This window comes from Novosphingobium sp. TK46 (genome assembly GCF_055361525.1).
Map to the genome: position 1 here is coordinate 1 of NZ_JBSZKB010000002.1, position 20,535 is coordinate 20,535.

At 63.6% G+C, this 20,535-nt stretch carries 17 protein-coding genes and 2 pseudogenes; 16 read left to right on the forward strand and 3 right to left on the reverse strand.

The window, feature by feature from the left end; translation table 11 throughout:
• Positions 1–156 precede the first annotated feature (156 nt).
• Both ACXJ1Z_RS18175 and ACXJ1Z_RS18180 read right to left on the reverse strand, forming a co-directional pair.
• The gene (locus tag ACXJ1Z_RS18175; protein ID WP_463781600.1) at positions 157–381 is read right to left on the reverse strand and encodes a hypothetical protein; all 225 of its coding nucleotides are present in this window, start codon (positions 379–381) and stop codon (positions 157–159) included.
• A 95-nt stretch (positions 382–476) separates the two neighbouring features.
• Positions 477–951 (reverse strand): annotated as a pseudogene (locus ACXJ1Z_RS18180) (NAD(P)H-dependent flavin oxidoreductase); the annotation flags it as partial.
• A 100-nt stretch (positions 952–1,051) separates the two neighbouring features.
• On the opposite strand from ACXJ1Z_RS18180, the gene ACXJ1Z_RS18185 reads away from it, so the two are divergent.
• Complete coding sequence (locus ACXJ1Z_RS18185) at positions 1,052–1,288, forward strand: hypothetical protein (protein WP_463781444.1); 237 nt, start codon at positions 1,052–1,054, stop codon at positions 1,286–1,288.
• Between the two features lie 127 nt (positions 1,289–1,415).
• Here ACXJ1Z_RS18185 and ACXJ1Z_RS18190 read toward each other — a convergent pair whose 3' ends face one another.
• Complete coding sequence (locus ACXJ1Z_RS18190; RefSeq protein WP_463781445.1) at positions 1,416–2,126, reverse strand: Crp/Fnr family transcriptional regulator; 711 nt, start codon at positions 2,124–2,126, stop codon at positions 1,416–1,418.
• Positions 2,127–2,287: 161 nt separating this feature from the next.
• On the opposite strand from ACXJ1Z_RS18190, the gene ACXJ1Z_RS18195 reads away from it, so the two are divergent.
• The 15 genes and pseudogenes from ACXJ1Z_RS18195 to ACXJ1Z_RS18265 all read left to right on the forward strand — a co-directional run bounded on the left by ACXJ1Z_RS18195 (position 2,288) and on the right by ACXJ1Z_RS18265 (position 20,532).
• Positions 2,288–3,379 (forward strand): alpha/beta hydrolase, encoded by a 1,092-nt coding sequence (locus tag ACXJ1Z_RS18195; protein ID WP_463781446.1) that lies wholly within the window; start codon positions 2,288–2,290, stop codon positions 3,377–3,379.
• A gap of 58 nt (positions 3,380–3,437) precedes the next feature.
• On the forward strand, positions 3,438–4,520 hold the full coding sequence (locus tag ACXJ1Z_RS18200) for a catalase family protein (protein ID WP_463781447.1): 1,083 nt from the start codon (positions 3,438–3,440) through the stop codon (positions 4,518–4,520).
• A gap of 22 nt (positions 4,521–4,542) precedes the next feature.
• Positions 4,543–5,649, forward strand: coding sequence for an NAD(P)-dependent alcohol dehydrogenase (locus tag ACXJ1Z_RS18205; protein ID WP_463781448.1), 1,107 nt, complete (start codon positions 4,543–4,545; stop codon positions 5,647–5,649).
• Complete coding sequence (locus ACXJ1Z_RS18210) at positions 5,649–6,260, forward strand: carboxymuconolactone decarboxylase family protein (RefSeq protein ID WP_463781449.1); 612 nt, start codon at positions 5,649–5,651, stop codon at positions 6,258–6,260. Before ACXJ1Z_RS18205 ends, ACXJ1Z_RS18210 begins: the two co-directional genes overlap by 1 nt.
• Positions 6,257–6,727, forward strand: coding sequence for a hypothetical protein (locus ACXJ1Z_RS18215; RefSeq protein ID WP_463781450.1), 471 nt, complete (start codon positions 6,257–6,259; stop codon positions 6,725–6,727). Before ACXJ1Z_RS18210 ends, ACXJ1Z_RS18215 begins: the two co-directional genes overlap by 4 nt.
• A gap of 165 nt (positions 6,728–6,892) precedes the next feature.
• The gene (locus ACXJ1Z_RS18220) at positions 6,893–7,720 is read left to right on the forward strand and encodes an alpha/beta fold hydrolase (RefSeq protein WP_463781451.1); all 828 of its coding nucleotides are present in this window, start codon (positions 6,893–6,895) and stop codon (positions 7,718–7,720) included.
• A 4-nt stretch (positions 7,721–7,724) separates the two neighbouring features.
• A complete protein-coding gene (locus tag ACXJ1Z_RS18225; RefSeq protein WP_463781452.1) occupies positions 7,725–9,521 on the forward strand; it encodes a thiamine pyrophosphate-requiring protein in 1,797 nt (598 codons plus the stop codon).
• Entirely contained in the window at positions 9,518–10,024 is a 507-nt protein-coding gene (locus ACXJ1Z_RS18230; RefSeq protein WP_463781453.1) for a DUF1440 domain-containing protein, read from the forward strand. The genes ACXJ1Z_RS18225 and ACXJ1Z_RS18230 overlap by 4 nt, the downstream gene beginning before the upstream one ends.
• Complete coding sequence (locus ACXJ1Z_RS18235) at positions 9,907–12,057, forward strand: L-dopachrome tautomerase-related protein (RefSeq protein ID WP_463781454.1); 2,151 nt, start codon at positions 9,907–9,909, stop codon at positions 12,055–12,057. The genes ACXJ1Z_RS18230 and ACXJ1Z_RS18235 overlap by 118 nt, the downstream gene beginning before the upstream one ends.
• Positions 12,058–12,067: 10 nt before the next feature.
• A pseudogene (locus tag ACXJ1Z_RS18240) lies at positions 12,068–13,151 on the forward strand (catalase family protein).
• Between the two features lie 9 nt (positions 13,152–13,160).
• Positions 13,161–13,688 carry a (2Fe-2S)-binding protein gene (locus ACXJ1Z_RS18245; protein ID WP_463781455.1) on the forward strand — a complete coding sequence of 176 codons (528 nt, stop codon included), beginning with the start codon at positions 13,161–13,163 and terminating at the stop codon, positions 13,686–13,688.
• On the forward strand, positions 13,685–14,698 hold the full coding sequence (locus tag ACXJ1Z_RS18250) for an FAD binding domain-containing protein (RefSeq protein WP_463781456.1): 1,014 nt from the start codon (positions 13,685–13,687) through the stop codon (positions 14,696–14,698). The genes ACXJ1Z_RS18245 and ACXJ1Z_RS18250 overlap by 4 nt, the downstream gene beginning before the upstream one ends.
• A gap of 11 nt (positions 14,699–14,709) precedes the next feature.
• Positions 14,710–16,974 carry a xanthine dehydrogenase family protein molybdopterin-binding subunit gene (locus tag ACXJ1Z_RS18255; protein ID WP_463781457.1) on the forward strand — a complete coding sequence of 755 codons (2,265 nt, stop codon included), beginning with the start codon at positions 14,710–14,712 and terminating at the stop codon, positions 16,972–16,974.
• The gene (locus ACXJ1Z_RS18260; protein WP_463781458.1) at positions 16,971–17,978 is read left to right on the forward strand and encodes an SDR family oxidoreductase; all 1,008 of its coding nucleotides are present in this window, start codon (positions 16,971–16,973) and stop codon (positions 17,976–17,978) included. Before ACXJ1Z_RS18255 ends, ACXJ1Z_RS18260 begins: the two co-directional genes overlap by 4 nt.
• 247 nt (positions 17,979–18,225) lie before the next feature.
• The gene (locus ACXJ1Z_RS18265; protein WP_463781459.1) at positions 18,226–20,532 is read left to right on the forward strand and encodes an FdhF/YdeP family oxidoreductase; all 2,307 of its coding nucleotides are present in this window, start codon (positions 18,226–18,228) and stop codon (positions 20,530–20,532) included.
• Positions 20,533–20,535 lie beyond the last annotated feature (3 nt).

The following is a 20,535-nucleotide window of genomic DNA, read 5'->3' on the forward strand; positions in this document are numbered from 1 at the left end:
CAGGCGCCCTGCCCCGCGCCTTCTCTCCAGCCACGCAGACCGCAACTCTAGCCTGGTTTCCTAACTCTGGACATGCCGTTCGCGCCCCACTTGAAATCCCAGCCTGCATGTGACCCTTCCACCTGTGGCGTTCTGTCAGTCCGTGAGCTTCAGTCCTTAAGAGGTGTTGCGCCGACTGAAACCAAATACCGGCCAATCTTCTTCGCCCAGTTCAAGAGTGACTTCGGTGCTGAAGAATGGGTTACCGTACGAAACTTGATCCGCCGCGATCGTGACGGCGCTGGCGATCGCCGTCTTCCACGCCTGCATGTTGTCGGCCGACTGCTGCTCCGCTGTATGGGAGAAGTGCTCGTTGACGATTCTGATGGTATAGCTTGGCATGGCTGATCTCTAAGCTGACGATGTCCACGGCTGCGACAACGTGAGTTGCGCAACCTCCGGGTTTGTCTTCGATCGCCGAGCTGCGACTCCGTCGCTGCCTCCCAACCTTGGGCAACCACGGCATCGATCCCCACCTCCTTCGCTTGCGCTTCGGCGAGGTTGGTCGCCGTCGCAAGCAGGACGCAACCCGCCGACTTAAGCGGTGATGGCATCCACGCGCGGCAAGCCGAAATGGAAGCTGACTACCGGGGGGCGAGATCAATTCGCATGGCGAGCATGTCTTCATCCTCAACCAGGCTATTATATATCGATCGTAAGGCAGCGGGAGAAGCAGCACCGAAGCTTTTGAAGACCGGTCCAAGCGCGTCCAGCCAAGCAGCTTCACGAGCAGCATCGCTTGGAGCCAGCGCGTGAACGAACGAGTTGACGTTGAAGGGTCGATCAGAGCGAGCGCGCGCGTCTTCTATCATCGCGAGCGCCACACGCGTCTGTCGCGCCTACTCCGATAAGGCCCAACGCACCGGCGTTCGAGACGGCCGCAGCCAGCTCAGGCGTGGATACGCCCGCCATAGGAGCCTGCACGATTGGTAGCGTGAGCTTTAGTGCTCAGCGGCGTCCCTGAGAAGCAGCCCGCTCAGGGGCAATGGCGCGCAACGGATAATGGCCGCAAGTGTCATTACCGATTAATTTTTACGCTGCAGACAGACTCATCATTTTGCGCGCGCTTCAGAGCGTCAAAATCCTGCATCAGAAGGTCCGAAACAGAATGGCTACCCGCAACGACAACCGTAACGATTTGCCGCGCTTCAAACCCGAGGCGATTGCGGTGAACCTCCGCATGGTCAAGGTGCTCAACAGCTTGGGTCTTACCGACGGCGTAACGGCCGCGCAGGGGGTGCCCGTCTAGACGATGGCCAAGAAACGGTGGACCATCTCCATTTTGGGTACGACCAAACTCGCGCATCGGGATAAGAATTTGGGGGCGGTCGGTCTTAGATTCACTGTGGTTGAAGTCAGCGAGCTCGTTAATGCTGTTACCCCAGTATTAGGCGTTGGTATTCAGCTTCGGCAAAGCCGTACGTATCACCTGCTAAACGCAGAAGGCGTTCCCGGTCACGCACGATCACCCGGCCGCGAAGTGATCGGATCGCCTCGTCCTCTTCGAGTTTGTGAAGTGCATCCGTGACGCTGCTGCGCCGAACGCCGAGCATGAGCCTAAACTCCTCGTGGGTCATGCAGATGTCGTCCTCACAAACTCGATCGTGATAGAGCAGGATCCAACGCGCCATCCGCCGTTCGATCGAGTGCGCGAGCGACGAGACGATCGTCCTGGCCATCTGGGCCATCAACACGCCGACGAAGCGCAGCAACACAGTTCGGATTGCTGGATGCTCAGCCATTGTTCGATCCAGTGCTGCAGCCGAGAGCCTCATCGCCATGCCGTGCTCGGCTCGCATCACCACGTCATGAGGCCACCGGTCGTTCCCGAGTAGCAGCGGCCAACCGATAAACCCCTCATTCCCAACCAGCGCGACGGCGTAACGGCGATCGCCCTCTAGTGAATCGAGCACCGCTGCGATCCCAGTCAGCGGAAAGCAGATGCTATCCGCCGGATCTCCGGCCCGCGCGATCATGTCGCCATTGCGAAACGGCACCAACTCGAGATGTGGTGCAAGTGCAGCGCGGTGAGCCCCGTCTAAGACGCGCAACAGAGCGTTGTCACCCATGCGGCTCGCCTGCAGCAAGCCCGCATCCTCCGCATTCAGACTTTGATCTCTTATGCGTCTGCCTACAATCTCGACCCTTGCTTCGCAAGTTAGGTCTACTTTCGTACAGAAACACCGGGTCCTGTTCGGTATTGATATTTGAACGCCAACAGGAGGGACCATTGCGCAAAACGATCTCAATGCTGATCGCCGCATCCGCCGCGATCGCCATCTTTCCCGCAGTCGCTCAGTCGCCGAACTCGATATCGACGCCCCCTCCCCCTCCGTCACCCGCAACAGCTGTCCAGCCCGCCAAGGCCGCACCCGACATGCAGGCGGTTCTCGACGCGCTCGCGTCGCTCGGGGGCAAGCCGATCGAGACGCTGACTCCTGCGGAGGCGCGTGTGCAGCCGTCGGCAGCCGATGGCGCCAAGGCGGTCATGCAGAAGAAGGGTATGTCGACCGCCCCCGATCCGGCGGTAACGACCCTGGACACACCCTATGGTAGCGATCCCAAGCAGTTCGCGCGAATCTACAAGCCGGCGAATGCAGCCGCTGACGGCAAGCCGATGCCCGTTGTCGTCTATTATCATGGCGGCGGCTGGGTCATCGCCGACGTTAATACCTACGACGCTGCCCCGCGTGCGATGGCAAAGGCGCTGAATGCCATCGTCGTATCCGTTGAATATCGCCACGCGCCCGAGTTCAAGTTCCCGGCTCAGCACGACGACGCGGCTGCGGCCTATCGCTGGACGCTACAGAACGCGGCAAGCTGGGGCGGTGACCCGGCCCGGATCGCCACGGTCGGCGAGAGCGCGGGCGGCAACCTCGCGGTCGCGACCGCAATCTACGCACGCGACAATGGCCTGACCCTACCGCGCTACATCGTCTCGGTCTATCCGATTGCCAACAGCAGCATGACGCTGCCGTCGCGCAAGGACTCGGCGAACGCTAAGCCGCTGAATGCGGCGATGCTGAAGTGGTTCGAATATTACTACCAGACCAGCGCCGCCGATGCGCAAGATCCGCGTCTGAACCTGGTCGCCGCCAATCTGCGCGGGCTGCCGCCGACGACGATCATTAACGCCCAGATCGATCCGCTACGCTCGGATGGCGAGACGCTGGCAGCGGCGATGCGCGCGGCGGGCGACAAGGTCGAGCAGAAAACCTTTCCCGGCGTGACGCACGAGTTCTTCGGGATGGCCAAGGTCGTGGGCGGCGCAAAGCAGGCCAACGACCTCGCGGTTGCGAGGCTGAAAGCAGCGTTCGCGGCTCCTGCACCCCGCCGGTGAACGTGCGGGCGGCGGTGTGGAGCCGCCGCCACTCCCCTGTTCGATAGGATTTGCGACGATGACCGACACCCCTATTCGCTACTCCCCCGACGTTGAGGACGTGAAGATCGAAGAAGCCGAGACGATCGCGAAGCTCAACGAGACGTTCGACACGATCCTCGAAAAAACCGCAGCAGATTATGACCACGCCGTCCGCTCGGTCCATGCCAAGGCGCATGGCTTCCTCGAAGGCACTCTGACCATCCGTGACAGCCTGCCTCCCGAGTTGTCTCAGGGAATGTTCGCGATCCCGGGCGAGCACAAGGTTGCCATGCGCTTTTCGACCAACGCCGGCGACATCCTGCCCGACACGATCAGCCTTCCACGCGGCCTCGCGTTGAAGGTCATGGACGTACAGGGCGAACGGCTGCCTGGAGCCGACGGACGCACGCAGGACTTCGTGATGGTTAACGGTCCGGTGTTCCAGAACAAGACCGCCGACCAGTTCTTGAGCAACCTCAAACTTCTTGCCGGCACCACCGACAAGCTCGAGGGCACAAAGGAGGCGATGTCGAAGGTGCTGCGCGGCGTGAACACTGTGCTTAGCGCTGTCGGCATCGAGAGTCCCAAGATCCAGACGCTAGGAGGCGCTCCCAGCACCGACCCGCTCGGCGAGACCTACTTCAGCGTCACGCCGTTCCGCTACGGCGACTACATAGCCAAGTTTGCGGTCTTTCCCGTGTCCAAGGACCTCAACGATCAGACCGATACGACGATCGATGCCAGCAACCGTCCTGACGCTCTCCGCGATGTGATTCGGTCCGAGACCCAGGTGCTTGACATGGAGTGGGAGCTGCGGGTCCAGCTCTGTCGCGACCTGGAGAAACAGCCGATCGAAGACCCCACCACCGAGTGGAAGCAGGACGATGCGCCCTTCGAGACCGTCGCGACAATCCGCGCCGCGAAGCAGGACAGTCTCAGCGAGGACAAGTTTCAGCAGATCAACGAAGAGATGCGGTTCTCGATATGGACCGGGCTCGCCGCGCACCAGCCGCTCGGCAACATCAACCGAGCACGGAACGGGACCTATCGTCACTCCGCCGACTTCCGCGCGCGTGTGAACGGCTGCCCCTACCATGAACCCTCGGGCGCCCAGGCCTGAACCGCTTTACAAAGGATCTAGCATGACCAAGGCTCTCGGTTACGCCGCCAAGCATTCCTTCAGCCGCTTGAAGCCGCTTGAGTTCGAGCGGCCGGCGCCCAAGGCCAACGAAGTTCAGATCGACGTGCTCTACTGCGGCGTCTGCCACTCGGACATCCATCAGGTTGAGAACGACTGGGGCAACACCGTCTACCCGTGCATGCCGGGGCATGAGGTCGTCGGCCGAGTCAGCGAGGCTGGCGCGTCGGTGACAAGGCACAAGGTCGGCGACCTGGTTGGCGTCGGCTGCATGATCGACAGCTGCAGGAGCTGCGAGCCTTGCCGCGAGGGCGACGAACATCACTGCGAAGGTCACAACAGCTGGCTCGCCACCTACAACGGTCCGATGAAGCCTGCCGCGCAGACCGACGACGGGATCAACACCTACGCCGAGGACAACACCTATGGCGGATATTCCAACGTGATCGTCGTGCCCGAGGATTTCGTCCTTCGGGTACCCGAGAGCATTCCGGTCGAGGCAGCTGCACCGATCCTGTGCGCTGGTGTCACCACCTTTTCGCCGATGCGTCATTGGGGCGTAAAGTCAGGCGACAAGGTCGGCATCGTCGGCCTCGGCGGCCTTGGCCACATGGCGGTGAAGCTCGCAAAGGCGCTCGACGCCGAGGTAACGGTGTTCACCACCGACAAGGACAAGATCGAGGCGGCAAAGGCGCTCGGCGCGACCCGGGTCGTCGTCGAGAGCGATAAGCAGGCCTACAAGGACCTGGAGCTCAGCTTCGACTTCATCCTCTCGACCGTGCCCGAAAAGCACGAGGTCGACCCGTTCATCACGCTCCTGAAGCGAAACGCGACGTTCTGCGCGGTGGGCGCTCTCAACGAGCAACCCAAGTACAACAACCAGGAACTGATCATGCACCGCCGCACGCTGGCGGGATCGCTGATCGGCTCGATCAAAGAGACGCAGGACGTTCTCGAGTTCTGCGCCGAGCACAACATTGCCCCGGACGTGCAGGTGATCGACATCCAGGACGTCAACGACGCCTACAGGAAGGTGAAGAACGAGGACGTCCGCTTCCGTTACGTCATCGACATGGCCTCGCTGAAACGCGAGATGGACGAGGCGGCCTGATGCGCGCGCCACCTTCCCCACCGGCCGAGATGCCGGAAGATCTGCGTGCGCTCAACGACGAGATGACCAGCTACATCGCGGAGCATCTGAAGGGGTTCGTCTCGAAGCGGGAGGACGGCGCGCTCATCGGGCCGTTCGCCCCCATGCTGCGCTTCCCCGCGTTCGGCCGGGCCGCCTGGGCATACACCAAAGCGCTGATCGACAATTCCAAGCTGCCGAAGCCGGCACACGAAGTGGCGATCCTGGTCACGGGAGCCGCCTTCAACTCGCGCTACGAACTGTATGCGCACGAGCGGGTCGGCGAGGCTGCGGGGCTGTCACCAGAGAAGGTAGCGGCGATCGCTGCCGGGCAACGCCCCGCCGACCTGACCGAAGAGGAAGCTGTCGCCTACGATGTCGCGGCCGTGCTCGCCGGCCGGCGGCAACTTCCCGCCTCCACCTACGATCGCGCCGTACGGGCGTTCGGCGAGGAGCAGACCGCCGAGCTGATCTATCTGATCGGCGGTTACTGCCTCGTGTCGCTGTTGCTCAACGCCTACGACATGTCGGTGCCCGGTCGCGAGGAGGGCCTGCCCGACGATCCCCAGGAAACGGTGGGAGAGCGTCAATGAACGGCAAGCGGACAGCGGGTGCGGTCGCATGTTCGCTGGTGGCGGGCCTCGGCCTCACCGCGATGATGATGGCGCAAGAGAAGAAAACGCGAAAGGCGTCCGAACTGACAGACCTTGCTCGTGCATCGGCACATCAACTCGGCGTCCACCATGTGCTGACGGGGAAGCGCCCGCCGGGCGCGCAGGAGCAGGCCGTCGTGCAGGGCGGGCACCTACTGCTGTCGGCGCTGGCTGGCGTGGCCTACGCTGCGGCGACCGACGATGAGGCTGGTGTCTTGCCAAGCGGCATTGCCTTCGGACTTGCTTTTTACGGGGTGGCGCACTGGCTGACTGGTCCGCTGCTGGGGGTAAAGCAGCCAGAATGGCGTTCCGACGCCAAGACGATCGGCATGCACGCGGTCGACCACGTCGCCTTCGGCCTCGCGACGGCCGCAGGTGCCAAGCTGGCGATGAGGACTGCAGCATGAGCGACCTTGGCACATCTTTGACCTGATAGCAGCGGGGCTATCTGCCCGGTTTCGCCTCGAAACCGAAATCGCGGACGATGGTTAAGAAGAGCTACCGCCTCAACGGTCATCGGCGTCGCCGTCTGTCCGTACCGAACACGAAGAAGTGCACCATCGGAGGATGACATGGCCTACATCAAAACGCGCGACGGAACGGAGCTCTTCGTCAAGAACTGGGGCGAAGGTCGTCCCGTGATCCTCACACATGGCTGGCCGCTTGCCGCAGACATGTGGGATGCACAGGCGATGGCGCTCGCCAAGGCGGGCTACCGCGCGATCACCTACGACCGGCGCGGGTTCGGACGTTCGGGCCAGCCGTGGAATGGTTACGAGTACGACACGTTCGCCGACGACCTTGCCGATGTTATGCAGGAGACCGGCGCCGCATCCGATGCGACGATAATCGGTTTCTCGATGGGTGGCGGAGAGATCGCGCGCTACATGAGCCGACATGAGGGCAAGGGCGTGATCGCGGCCGGGCTGGTCTCCTCTGTCGTCCCGTACGTCCTCAACACGGACGACAATCCCGATGGCGTTCCCGAAGAGACGCTCCAGCAGATCGCCGACGGCGTCGAGAAGGACCGCGCGCACTTCTTCCGCAACACCTTCTTCCCGCAGGTCTTCGGGGTCGGCTTCATCACCAGCCCGGTGAGCGAGGAGGTGCTCGACATGACGACGGGCACCGCGCTGCACGCTGGGCTGTGGCCGACGCTCGCCGCGGCGCAGGCGTTCGGGCACACCGACTTCCGGCCCGACCTGCCTGCGTTCCGGGTGCCGACGCTCATTATCCACGGGACGGCGGACAAGACGGTGCCGATAGACGCGTCCGCCCGGCCTGCAGCCAGGGCCATCACCCAGTCGCAGCTCATCGAATACGATGGCGAGCCGCACGGGCTCAACGCGACCGCCAGCGACCGTCTGACGCGCGACCTGCTAACCTTTGTCGGCGCCTGAGGTCATGTCAAAACTGACCAGCGACTTCTTCGTCGAGCGGCTCAAGGCGTGGGGCGTCACCCGAATCTACGGCTATCCCGGTGACGGCATCAACGGCGTGCTCGGCGCCCTTCAGCGTGCCGAGAAGGGCGGGTCGGGCATCGAGTTCATCCAGGTGCGTCACGAGGAGATGGCGGCGTTCATGGCGACGGCGCACGCCAAGTTCACCGGCGAGTTAGGTGTCTGTCTCTCAACCGGTGGTCCAGGTGCCACCCACCTCATAACCGGTCTTTACGACGCCAAGTCCGATCACATGCCGGTGCTCGCGATCGCCGGCCAGGCCGAGGCGACGGTGCGCGGCGCGAGCTATCAGCAGGAACTGAACCTCGACCGGATGTTCGCCGACGTCGCCGACTTCGTGCAAGAGGCCGGGACGCCCGCTCAGGTGCGCCATCTGGTCGACCGGGGCGTGCGTATCGCAATCGCGCAGAACGGTGTCACCGTCCTGATCCTGCCGAAGGATGTGCAGGACGAGGCGTGGGAGGAGCCCAAGCGCGCCCACGGCTTTACGCGCTCCGGTACAGGATATCAGCGTCCGCGTGTGCTGCCGCATGACGTCGATCTGCGGCGCGCAGCCGACATCCTCAATGCGGGCAAGAAGGTCGCGATCTTGATTGGCGCCGGCGCGCGCGACGCTGCCGAGGAGGTGGTGCAGGTCGCCGAGACACTTGGCGCGGGCGTCGCCAAGGCGCTGCTCGGCAAGGACGTGCTGCCCGACGACCTGCAATTCGTCACCGGCGCCATCGGACTGCTCGGCACCAAGCCATCATCCGACATGATGGACGACTGCGACACGCTGCTGATGATCGGCACCGGCTTTCCCTGGGCCGAGTTCTTGCCGGCCGATGGAAAGGCTCGCGCAGTGCAGATCGACATTGACCCCGCAATGCTGGGCTTACGCTACCCAGTTGAACTCAACTTGCACGGCGATGCGGCCGAGACCCTGCGCGCGCTGCTACCGCTACTGGAGCGGCAGCAGGATCGTTCGTGGCAAGACGACATCGCCAGGCAGATGGAGAAATGGCACGACACGCTAAAGGGACGGGCCATGGCGGATGCCAACCCCGTTAATCCGCAGCGCGTCGTCTACGAAATGTCGCCGCTCCTGCCGGCCGACGCGATCGTCACGTCGGACTCGGGCTCGTGCGCCAACTGGTATGCGCGCGACTATCAGGTCAAGGCGGGGCAGCGCGCGTCGCTCTCGGGTGGGCTCGCATCGATGGGCGCGGCCGTACCCTACGCCATCGCCGCCAAGTTTGCACACCCCACCCGCGCTGTCGTCGCGCTGGTGGGCGACGGCGCGATGCAGATGAACAACATGGCTGAGTTGATCACCATCCAGAAATACTGGCGGCGCTGGGCGGACCCGCGGCTGATCGTCTGCGTGTTCAACAACCAGGACCTTAACGAGGTCACTTGGGAACAGCGGGTCATGGAGGGCAACCCGCGCTACGAGACGAGCCAAGACCTGCCTGATGTCCCGTATGCGAAGTTTGCGGAGATGCTGGGGCTGACCGGCATCTTCGTCGACACGCCGGACGCGCTGGCGGGCGCTTGGGCGCAGGCACTCGCCGCCGACCGACCGGTCGTGCTCGAGGTGAAGACCGATCCCGAGGTCGCGCCGCTGCCGCCGCACCTGACCCTCGTTCAGGCCAAGGCCTTCATGTCGTCGATGGCCAAGGGCGACAGCGGTACCGGACAGGTGATTGCCGACACGGCGCGCCAGCTGATCGGCGATTTGCTTCCGCACGGAGAACGATGATGAGCGAAGCGACGCCCTCGACCGCTGCACGGATAGCCACAGGCGCGGCGGTTGGGCTGATCGCCGGGCTCGCGGCCTCGTTCGCGATGGACCGCTTCCAGGCCCTGACCCAGCCCAAGTCCGACGACGACAGCGAGCCAGCAACTGAGCAGGCCGCGGACGGGATCGCCCGCGTCGTGACAGGCGAACCGCTCGCTGACAAAGACAAGCCGCTCGGCGGCCAGCTCGTGCATTACGGGCTCGGGACGCTGTTGGGCATCGGCTACGGGATCGCCGCCGAGTTCGCGCCGCGTATCACCACCGGCATGGGAACGGCGTTCGGGACCAGCACCTGGGCAGTGCTGGACGAGGCGGCAGTCCCGGCAGCCGGGCTCGGCGATCCACCGTGGAAGACCGCACCCTCCACGCAGGCCTACAGCCTCAGCTCGCATCTCGTGTTCGGCCTGGTTGCCGAAGGGGCGCGTGCTGGTGCCCGTGCCGCGCTCGACAGGTTCAGGAAGTGACCACAATGATCGCACAAACGCCCGACCTCGAGATCGCTTACCGCGACGACGGCGACCCGGATGCGCCGGTCGTCCTGCTGCTGCACGGCTGGCCCGACGATCCGACGACGTGGGACCAAGTGGTCCCGCAGCTCAACGCCGCCGGACTGCGCACGATCGTGCCGACCCTGCGCGGCTTCGGCGAGACCCGCCTCCGTCGCGACGAAACGCCGCGCACTGGCAATTCCGCAATGCTGGCGATGGACGCGATCTCGCTCATGGACGCGCTCGGGATCGAGCTCTTCATGGCTGCGGGCCATGATTGGGGATCGAACACCGTCGAGGCGATGGCTCTCGGCTGGCCCGACCGGATCGAGCGGATGGCGATGCTCGCCACCCCGCCGCGGCTCGGCGGCATGCCGACGCCGCCGTTCGAGCAGGCGCAGCGCCAATGGTATCACTGGTTTATGGCAACGGCGCGCGGCGCAGAGAAGGTCCGGTCGGATCCCAAGGCCTTTGCGCACATCCACTGGGTCAATTGGTCGCCGCCCGGCTGGTTCGACGAGGCGACCTTCGAGCGCGTCGCCAAGGCTTGGGATAACCCCGACTGGGTCGATGTCACGCTTCACAGCTACCGGGCGCGCTGGGATGAGGCCGAGCCCGATGCAAGCAGCCAGTGGCTCGAGGACAGGGTCAAGGCCACCAAGACGCTGTCGCTGCCGACTATGTACGTCCAGGGCGCGGTCGATGGCGTGAACCCGCCGTCCGCATCGAAGGACGTGCCGAGCAAGTTCTCCGGCCCTTTCGCGTTCGTCACGCTGTCCGGTGTCGGCCACTTCCCGCAACGCGAGAACCCGGATGCCGTCGCGCGCCACCTCATCGATTTATTCACCGGGGAACCGGCGGATCTTACCGACACCACCGACCGGAGCCTGTACATGAAGAAAGCCACACCCATCATCGCCGGCGTTGCCGCCGCGGGGCTCCTCGCCGCGACCGCTGTCGGCATCGCACAGGCACAGGGACGCAGCGCGCAGCTGACACAGGTTGCCGAGTTCGATCATCAGGTGACCGGTGTCGCCGTCACCGAGGACGGCCGGCGTTTCGTCAACTTCCCGCGCTGGACCGACGACGCGCCCATCTCGGTCGCCGAGGTGCTTAAGGACGGTAGCTTGAAACCCTACCCGGATGCGAAGTGGAACAGCTGGCGCAATGCCAAGGCGAACGACCTGGCGGTCGGAGATTACTTCGTCTGCGTACAGTCGATTGTTCCCGACGGTCACGGCAACCTATGGGTCCTTGACCCCGGTGCGCCGGGCAACGAGAAGATCCTGGAGGGTGCGCCGAAGCTCGTTCGGATCGACCTCAAGACGAACAAGGTGACAAAAGTAATCCCGGTGCCCGGCGACGTGGCGCTGCAGGGGACTTACCTCAACGACATCCGCTTCTCGCCCGACGGCAAGACCGGATACATCACCGACAGCGGAACGCGCGGCGCGATCATCGTGGTCGATCTGGTCGCTGGCACGTCGTTCCGCGCGCTCGACGGGCACCCGTCGACGCAAGTCGACAAGACCGTCACCGTCACGGTCGACGGCAAGCCGCTGCTCCGTCCCGATGGCCGGCAGCCCGCGTTCGCCGCGGACGGTATCGCGATCTCCAACGACGGCGCAACGCTCTACTGGCAGGCGCTGACGGGCAAGACGCTGTACTCGATCGCGACCGACAAGCTGCACCCCGACGTCACCGACGCCGACCGCGCCCGTGCCGTCAAGACCGTCGCCTCCACGCACGTCGCCGACGGGCTGTGGATGAGCAAGGCGGGTGACCTCTATCTCACCTCGCCGAGCGACTATTCGATCAAGCGGCTCGTCGGGAAGAGCACCGAGACCGTGCTGACCGACAAGCGCCTACGCTGGCCCGACACCTTCTCGGAAGGTCCGGACGGCCGGCTCTACGTCACTGCCAGCCACATCCAGGACACGCAGTGGTTTACGCCTGGGGCGCCGCCCTCGGTCAGGACGCAGCTCTTCTCGTTCGCCCCCATCAAGTGAAGGATCGCAATTGACCTATCTGCGCTACCGCGACGACATCGAGACGATCCAGCCCGACGAGCAGGAGTCGATCGACGGCATCATCAAGGGCATGACGCAACAAACCGAGACCGTGGAGAAGCGCGAGCATCACGCCGTCCGCGCCAGTCATGCGAAAAGCTCAGCCTGCGTCATCGGAGAGTTGACGATCGCGGACGATTTGCCGCCCGAACTGGCGCAAGGCCTGTTCGCGCAACCTGGCACGCACCCCGTCGCGATCCGCTTCGCGCAAGGTCCCGGCGAGACACTTGGCGACCGCGTGTCGACGCACCGCGGCATGTCGATCAAAGTGTTCGGGGTGGAAGGCGAGAAGCTGCCCGGCCACGGTGTCGACACGCAGGACTTCGTCTTCGCGACCGGCCCCACCTTCCCGTCGGGCACTGCTCAGGGATTCCTGCGCGACGCCAAGCAGATCGGCGCTGCGACGCCGCTGCCCGAAGGGTTTAAGAGTGCGGTCTCGAGCCTCGCACGCAACATGAACAAGGTGCTGACCAAGGTTGCCACCCCCCAGTCCCAAGGCCGACTTCTTCGGCCACCCCTACAGCCACCCGCTGTACGACAGTTATTTCAGCCAGGCCCCGGTGCGTTACGGCGATTATGTCGCGAAGCTCGCTGCCTTTCCCGCCTCGGTCTATCAGGACCAGCTGAAGGACTGGCTCCTCGACCCGCATGATGACGAGGACGGCTTCCGCCATGCCACCGTCCGATATTTCAATGAGCATGATGCGGTCTTCGAAGTCCGCGTGCAGCTCTGGGCCAATGCGGAAAGTCAACCAATCGAGGACACCTCGGTCGAATGGCCCGCAAACGATAGCCAGTACCGCACCGTCGCGACGATCCGCATCCCGCGCCAGGAAGCGTATAGCGCCGAGCGCGTACGCTATTTCGACGAGGTGATGACCTTCCGCCCGGCGCATAGCCTCGCGTCGCTCCGGCCGCTGGGCTCGGTGATGCGAGCGCGGCTACAGGTCTACAAGGCACTGTCCGACTTCCGTCACCGTGAGAACGGCGTCGCTGCACAGAACACCGCCGACATTAGTGAAACTCCAGCCTGAGGATCTGTCATGGCCACCATCGCCCCCCCGCGCCCGTCGCATCAAGATGCCGCTAAACCGATCGGTACCATCCCGATCACATTGACCGTCAACGGCGCCGCGCGTGCGATGGAAGTCGAGCCCTGGACGACCTTGTTAGACTTGCTCCGCGACAAGCTCGACCTGACCGGTACCAAGAAAGGTTGCGATCATGGTCAGTGTGGCGCTTGCACTGTCCTGATCGATGGAAAGCGGATCAACTCGTGCCTCACTCTCGCGGTGGTGCGCGACGGTGCCGAGATCACCACGATCGAAGGCATGGCGACCAGCGGCGAACTTCACCCGCTGCAAGCGGCGTTCGTCGAACGTGACGCATTCCAGTGTGGCTATTGTACGCCCGGACAGATTTGCTCAGCGCAAGGCCTGATCAACGAGGGACGCGCCAAGTCGCGCGAGGACGTTCGCGAACTAATGAGCGGCAATCTTTGCCGCTGCGGTGCCTATACCAACATTACCGACGCGGTGATGGATGTCCTTGAAAGCGAGACTGGCCGATGAACCGCTTCGATTATGCTCGTGCGAGCGACGTCGCCCAGGCGGTCCGCGACGGGGCCGGCGACCATGTCCGCTATCTGGCGGGCGGCACCAATCTCATCGATCTGATGAAAGAGAATGTCGAGCGCCCCGCCCGCATCGTCGACATTAACCGCCTCGATCTACACCGGATTACCGAGCGCGACGATGGCGGGTTGCGGCTCGGCGCGCTCGCGACCAACGCAGATACGGCATACGATTCACGGATCGAAGAGCGCTATCCGCTGCTGTCTTCGGCGATCCTTGCCGGTGCCAGCCCTCAGCTGCGCAATGCCGCGACCAATGGCGGCAACCTCAACCAACGCACGCGCTGCTATTATTTCTATGATACCGCCACGCCGTGCAACAAGCGCGAGCCCGGCTCGGGCTGTGGCGCAGTTGGCGGCGTGAACCGCATTCATGCGATCCTCGGGGCAAGTTCGTCATGCATCGCGACGCACCCCTCCGATATGTGCGTCGCATTGGCTGCGCTGAAGGCGGAGGTTCAGGTCACTGGTCACGAGGGCGATCGCACCATCGCTTTCGAGGACTATCACCGGTTGCCGGGCGACGAACCGTGGCGCGACAACACGCTGAAACCTGGCGAATTGGTGACCGCGATCGACCTGCCGCCGGAGGACTTCAGCACTAACTACACCTACCTCAAATTGCGTGATCGACTGTCCTATGCCTTCGCGCTCGTGTCGGTCGCAGTGGCGATGCGGATAGAGGACGATCGCATCGCCGACCTGCGCATTGCCCTTGGGGGCGTGGCGCACAAGCCGTGGCGACGGACCGAGGCGGAAGATGCGATTAGGAACGAGGCGCCCGGCGCGAAAGCGTTCGACACCGCTGCGCGTGCGCTGCTTGCAGGTGCTGCAGGGCAAGGCCAGAACGATTTCAAGATCGCGCTCGCGAGGAAGGCCATCGTTCGAGCACTCGAACAGGCCGCCGCCGGCACCCCGCAATTGCAGATCGACAAGCGCGTCGCGTGAAGGAAAAGACCATGGCAACCCAGATGAAGGTCGGTATCGGCACGCCAATCAGCCGCGTTGATGGCCGCGACAAGGTTACCGGCACCGCTAAGTATGCCGCCGAGTATGCGGTACCCGGCATGCTCTATGGCGTGATCGTCTCCAGCGCGATTGCCAAGGGGAAGATCGCCGCGATCGACGATGCCGCGGCACGCAGCGTGCCTGGCGTTGTCGAGGTGCTGAGCCACGAGAACCGTCCGAGCGAAGCGTGGCTCGACCATAGTTATAAGGACGAACTCAACATTCCCGGCGCGCCGTTCAAAGCGCTGCACGACGAGAAGATTATGTTTAGCGGTCAGCCGATCGCGCTGGTTCTTGCTGAGACATTCGAGGCGGCGCGCTTCGCTGCGAGCCTGGTCGAGGTCACCTACGCCGCCGAGCCGCACAATATCGACTTCGCGACGTCGCTGGCCGAGAAGTTCCTGCCCAAGAAAAAGCGCAACACCTATCACCCGCCCAAGACGCGCGGCGAGCCGGACAAGGCGTTCGACGCTGCGCCGCTGAAGCTGCACGAGGACTATCATCTCGCCACCGAGCATCACAATCCGATGGAGATGCACGCGACGACGGTCGAATGGCACGGTGACGGCAAGATCACGGTCTACGACAAGACGCAGGGGTCGCAGGGTGTGCAGGCCTATCTAGCCAGCGCGTTCGGCTTCTCAAAAAAGGATGTTCGCGTCGTCAACGCCTATGTCGGCGGCGGATTCGGATCGGGACTGCGCCCGCAATATCAGGTGCAGCTCGCGACGATGGCGGCGAAGAAGCTCGAGCGCTCGGTCCGTGTGGTGATGACGCGCCAACAGATGTTCACACACGCGCATCGCCCCGAATGCACCTACACGATCAAGCTCGGCGCCGAGACGACCGGCATGTTCAGCTCGATCTATGGCGATGCGACAACGTCTACCTCGCGGTTCGAGAACAATATGGAGGACATCGTCACCTGGGGCATGATGAACTATGCCAGCCCCAATGCCGGCGGCGAGTACACCGTCGCCCCGCGCGATACGTATACCTCGGCCGACATGCGTGCGCCGGGTGCCGCGACCGGCATGGCGCTGTTCGAGATCGCAGTCGACGAGATGGCCTACAAGGCCAAGGTGGACCCCCTCGAGTTCCGCATGATTAACTATTCCGAGATCGACGCGATGAACGAACTGCCGTTCACATCGAAGGCGTTGCGCGAAGCGTATCGCGAAGGTGCCGCGCAGTTCGGATGGGAGAAGCGCACGGCGGAACCGCGCTCGATGAAGGACGGCAAGGAACTGGTCGGCTGGGGCGTTGCAACGGGGATGTGGGATGCGCAGTTCAGCAAGACCTCGGCCAGTGCGAAGTTGAGCGCCAACGGTCATCTCGAAGTGGCAACCGCTGCGTCGGACATCGGCACCGGCACCTATACCGTGCTCACGCAGGTCGCCGCCGACACGCTTGGTTTGCCAATCGAGCAGATCACCGCGAAGCTCGGTGACAGTGACCTGCCGGCTTCGCCGGTAGAAGGCGGTTCGTGGGGTGCGGCCTCCGGAGGCGCGGCGGTCCAACTTGCTTGCCAAGCGGTGGCCAAAAAGCTGCTCAAGGCCGCAGACAAGGTTGCTGGGCGACCGTTATGGGGTGCCGAGACGATCGACCACCTGGTGTTCGAGCATGGCGAGATCAGGCTCAAATCGGATACGACCAAGCGCGTTGCGATCACCGAAGTCATGCGCGCCGGCGAGCTCGACAGCATTGAGGAGGAGGAAACCGCCTCGCCCGGCATCTCCGGCATGATCAGCATGATGCAGAAGGCGCGCAACACGCATAGTGCGGTGTTCGTCGAGGTGAAGGTCGACGAGGAGCTTGACGTCGTGCGCGTGACCCGCGTCGTCAATGCGGTCGCGGCCGGACGCATCATCAACCCCAAGACCGCCCGCAGTCAGATCCTCGGCGGGGTCGTGATGGGCATCGGCATGGCGCTGCATGAGGAGACGATGGCCGACGCCAAGCTCGGGCGTTGGATGAACCACAACTACGCTGAATATCACGTCCCCGCCAATGCCGACATCCAGGACATCGAGGTGATTTTCGTCGACGAGCCCGATCCCGAAGTCACCCCGCTCGGCGTCAAGGGCCTGGGCGAGATCGGCATTGTTGGCACCGCCGCCGCCATCGCCAACGCGATCTATCATGCAACCGGCAAGCGGGTCCGCTCACTTCCGATCACCATCGACAAGCTGCTCGAAACCGAGGTGGCGTCGTGACCCTAAATCTCAAGCCGCTCGCCGAGCAGGTGATCGTCATCACCGGCGCCAGTTCGGGCATCGGGCTCGTCACTGCCAAGCTCGCCGCGTCACGGGGGGCGAAGGTCGTGCTTGTCGCGCGCAATGAAGGCTCGTTGTCGGAGGCTATCGAGGCGATCCGCGCGGCAGGCGGCGATGCCATTCACGCCGTCGCCGACGTCGGCGACCTCGAGGCGGTGCAGGCCGCGGCGCGGGCCGCCGTCGCGCGCTACGGACGGATCGATACCTGGGTCAACAACGCCGGCACCGCGATCTACGCCAAACTGATCGACACGCCGTTCGACGAACACCAAAAGCTGTTCCGGACCAACTATTTCGGTGCAGTGCACGGCGCGCTGACTGCAATCGAGCATCTACGCGGGCATGGCGGCGCGATCGTTACGGTAGGGTCGATCGCTTCCGACCTGCCCTCGCCCGTGCTCAGCGCCTATTCGGCGTCGAAGCATGCGGTGAAGGGCTTCGTCGATGCGCTGCGCATGGAACTGACCGCCGACAAGCTCCCGATCTCGGTCACGCTGGTCAAGCCGTCGGGGATCGACACGCCCATCGCGCAGCACGCTGCCAATCATGTCGAGGGCGAGGCGCGTATCCCGCCGCCGGTCTACGATCCGAGCCTGGTTGCCGAGGCAATCCTCGATGCGGCACAGCATTCGCGTCGCGACATCACGGTCGGCGGTGCGGGCCGCCTACAGGTGCTGCTCGGAACGCACTTTCCGACGCTGCTCGACAAGATGTCGAGTCTGCTCGCCAAGCCGATGTCCGACCCGACGACCGCGAAGACTATCAGCACGACGATCTTCGAACCGGTGCAGGTCGGACAGGAACGCTCCGGAATCCAGACAGGTCGCAAGACCAGCCTGTATACCGCGGCCGAACGGCATCCTGTCGCGGTCGGCGCGATGGTGGCCATCGGGCTGGGTAGCCTTGCCGCGTTTTTGCTTCGGCCGCGCACGCCTGATGCGTAGGACGTGCGCGTGATGCTTGATCGCGCGCTGCGGTCGAGATGAGTGGCTGCTTGCCTTCATTCCTACCAAGTCGGGTAGCTGGGGCGCGGGAGATCCACATCCAGACGCTGAAGCCTCCTTCGCCACACCTCAACTTCGGCCGCTCGTTTATTCCGGTTGCCATCGCGGTGGACACGGCGCGCACGACACGGTTTATGGAGCATATGCAATTGCTTCGGCGTGGCCGCCCGAGCAACGGAGACTCGAGATGAGCGACCCCAACACCGATACCGACGATGACACGGTGCACTATGCAGGCTCGTCCGGCGGCTTCGGATCGCTGCTCGGCATGGCAAAGGTGTTCGCGCGCGAACTGTCCTCGCCAGGTACGCTCGACACGCTGCGGCGGCAGAACAAGCCCGAGGGTTACATGTGCTCCTCCTGCGCTTGGGCCAAGCCGCCCGAACCGCATGCGTTTGAATTCTGTGAGAACGGCGCCAAAGCGACGATCTGGGATCTGACACGTGATCGCTGCACGCCGGAGTTCTTCGCTAGGCACACATTGACCGAGCTGCGCGAATGGGCGGACTTCGATCTCGAGATGCAGGGCCGGCTCACTGCGCCGCTGCGCTATGACGACTCCAGCGACCGCTATGTCGAGTGCGGTTGGGACGAGGCGTTCGCCGGCATTGCCACCGAGTTGAAGGCCGTCGATCCGAAGTCGGTCGTCTTCTACGCCTCCGGTAAGGCGTCGCTGGAGACCAGCTACCTCTATGCGCTGCTGGCGCGCGCCTATGGCAACAACAATCTGCCCGACAGCTCAAACATGTGCCACGAGACCACCTCGGTTGCGCTGAAGAAAGTGACGGGATCGCCGGTCGGCACCTGCACGCTGGAAGATTTCGACCATTGCGACGCGATCTTCTATTTCGGCCAGAACCCCGGGACCAACAGCCCGCGCTTCCTCCATCCATTGCAAGAAGCGGTGAAGCGCGGGTGCAAGATCATCGTGTTTAATCCGGTCAAGGAGGTCGGGCTGATGCGGTTCATCAACCCGCAGAACCCGATCCAGATGCTGTCGCAGAAGCCGACCGAGCTGGCGCACCAGTACCTCCAGGTCCGGCCCGGCGGCGACATCGCAGCGATCATGGGCGTGGTGAAACGCGTGCTGGAACGCGACGACATGGCGCTTGCCGCGGGCAAGCCCAGCATCCTTGATCCAAGCTTCATCGAGCAGCATACCGTCGGATGGGAAGCGTTTCGCGACAAGGCGCGGATCACCGAATGGGCCGACATCGAGGACCATTCAGGCCTGAAGCGCGTCGATCTGGAAGCGGCGGGCGACGTCTATGTCGGTGCCGAGAAGGTGATCGCGGTCTATGGCATGGGGCTTACCCAGCACGTCCATGGGTCACAGAGCATCCAGGTGATGGTCAACCTGATGCTGATGCGCGGTATGATCGGCAAGCAGGGCGCGGGCGTGAACCCGGTGCGCGGCCATTCCAACGTACAGGGACAGCGCACGGTTGGCATTTCCGAGAAGCCCGAACTCGTGCCGCTCGACAAGATCCAGTCGCAGTTCGGCTTCGACCCGCCGCGCGACAAGGGCCTGACCACGGTCGATGCCTGCGAGGGGATCAAGGACGGCTCTGTGCAGGGTTTCCTTAGCCTTGGCGGCAATCTGGTTCGGGCGGTGCCTGACCGGGACGTGATGGAACCGGCGTGGCAGCGCCTCGCCTTCACGGCGTTCGTGGCGACGAAGCTAAATCGTAGCCACCTCATCCACGGCAAAGTCTCGTACCTGCTCCCCTGCCTCGCGCGGCCGGAAGAGGACATGCAGGCAAGCGGGCCGCAATCGGTATCGATCGAGGACAGCTTCAGCCACATCTACGGGTCGCGCGGCAAGCGGTCCCCAGCTGCGAAGACGCTCAAATCCGAACTGGCGATCGTCGCCGGCATCGCCAAGGCGCTGCTGCCGCCTAATCCGAAGCTCAGCTGGGACGCGTGGACGGGCGACTACGCGCTGGTCCGCGACGCGATCGCCGAGACCTACCCGGAGGAGTTCCACGATTTCAACGACCGGATGTGGAAGGCTGGCGGCTTCTACCGTGGCAATTCGGCGCACGAACGCATCTGGAAGACCGAGAGCGGCAAGGCCGAGTTTACCGTGCCGACGGTGCTGTCGGCGGTCGGCGTGCCAGGCGGTGACGGCAAATTCCACCTCATCACTATGCGGTCGAACGACCAGTTCAACACGACGATCTACGGGATGGACGATCGGCTGCGAGGCATAAGCGGGTCACGCACCGTGCTGCTCATCAACCCCGATGACATGAAGCGCCAGGGGTTGAGCGCGGGTGATGTCGTGGCGCTGGTCGGCGACGCCGGCGACGATGTCCGCCGCGAGGTGACGGGCCTGACAGTGACGCCGTTCGATCTTCCCGACGGGTGCCTTGGGGGCTATTATCCGGAAATGAACCCGCTCGTTCCGCTGTGGTATCATGACAAGGCTTCCAAGACGCCGGCGTCCAAGGGCGTGCCGGTGCGACTCGAGCGCATCGCGCAAGCCGCTTGAGGC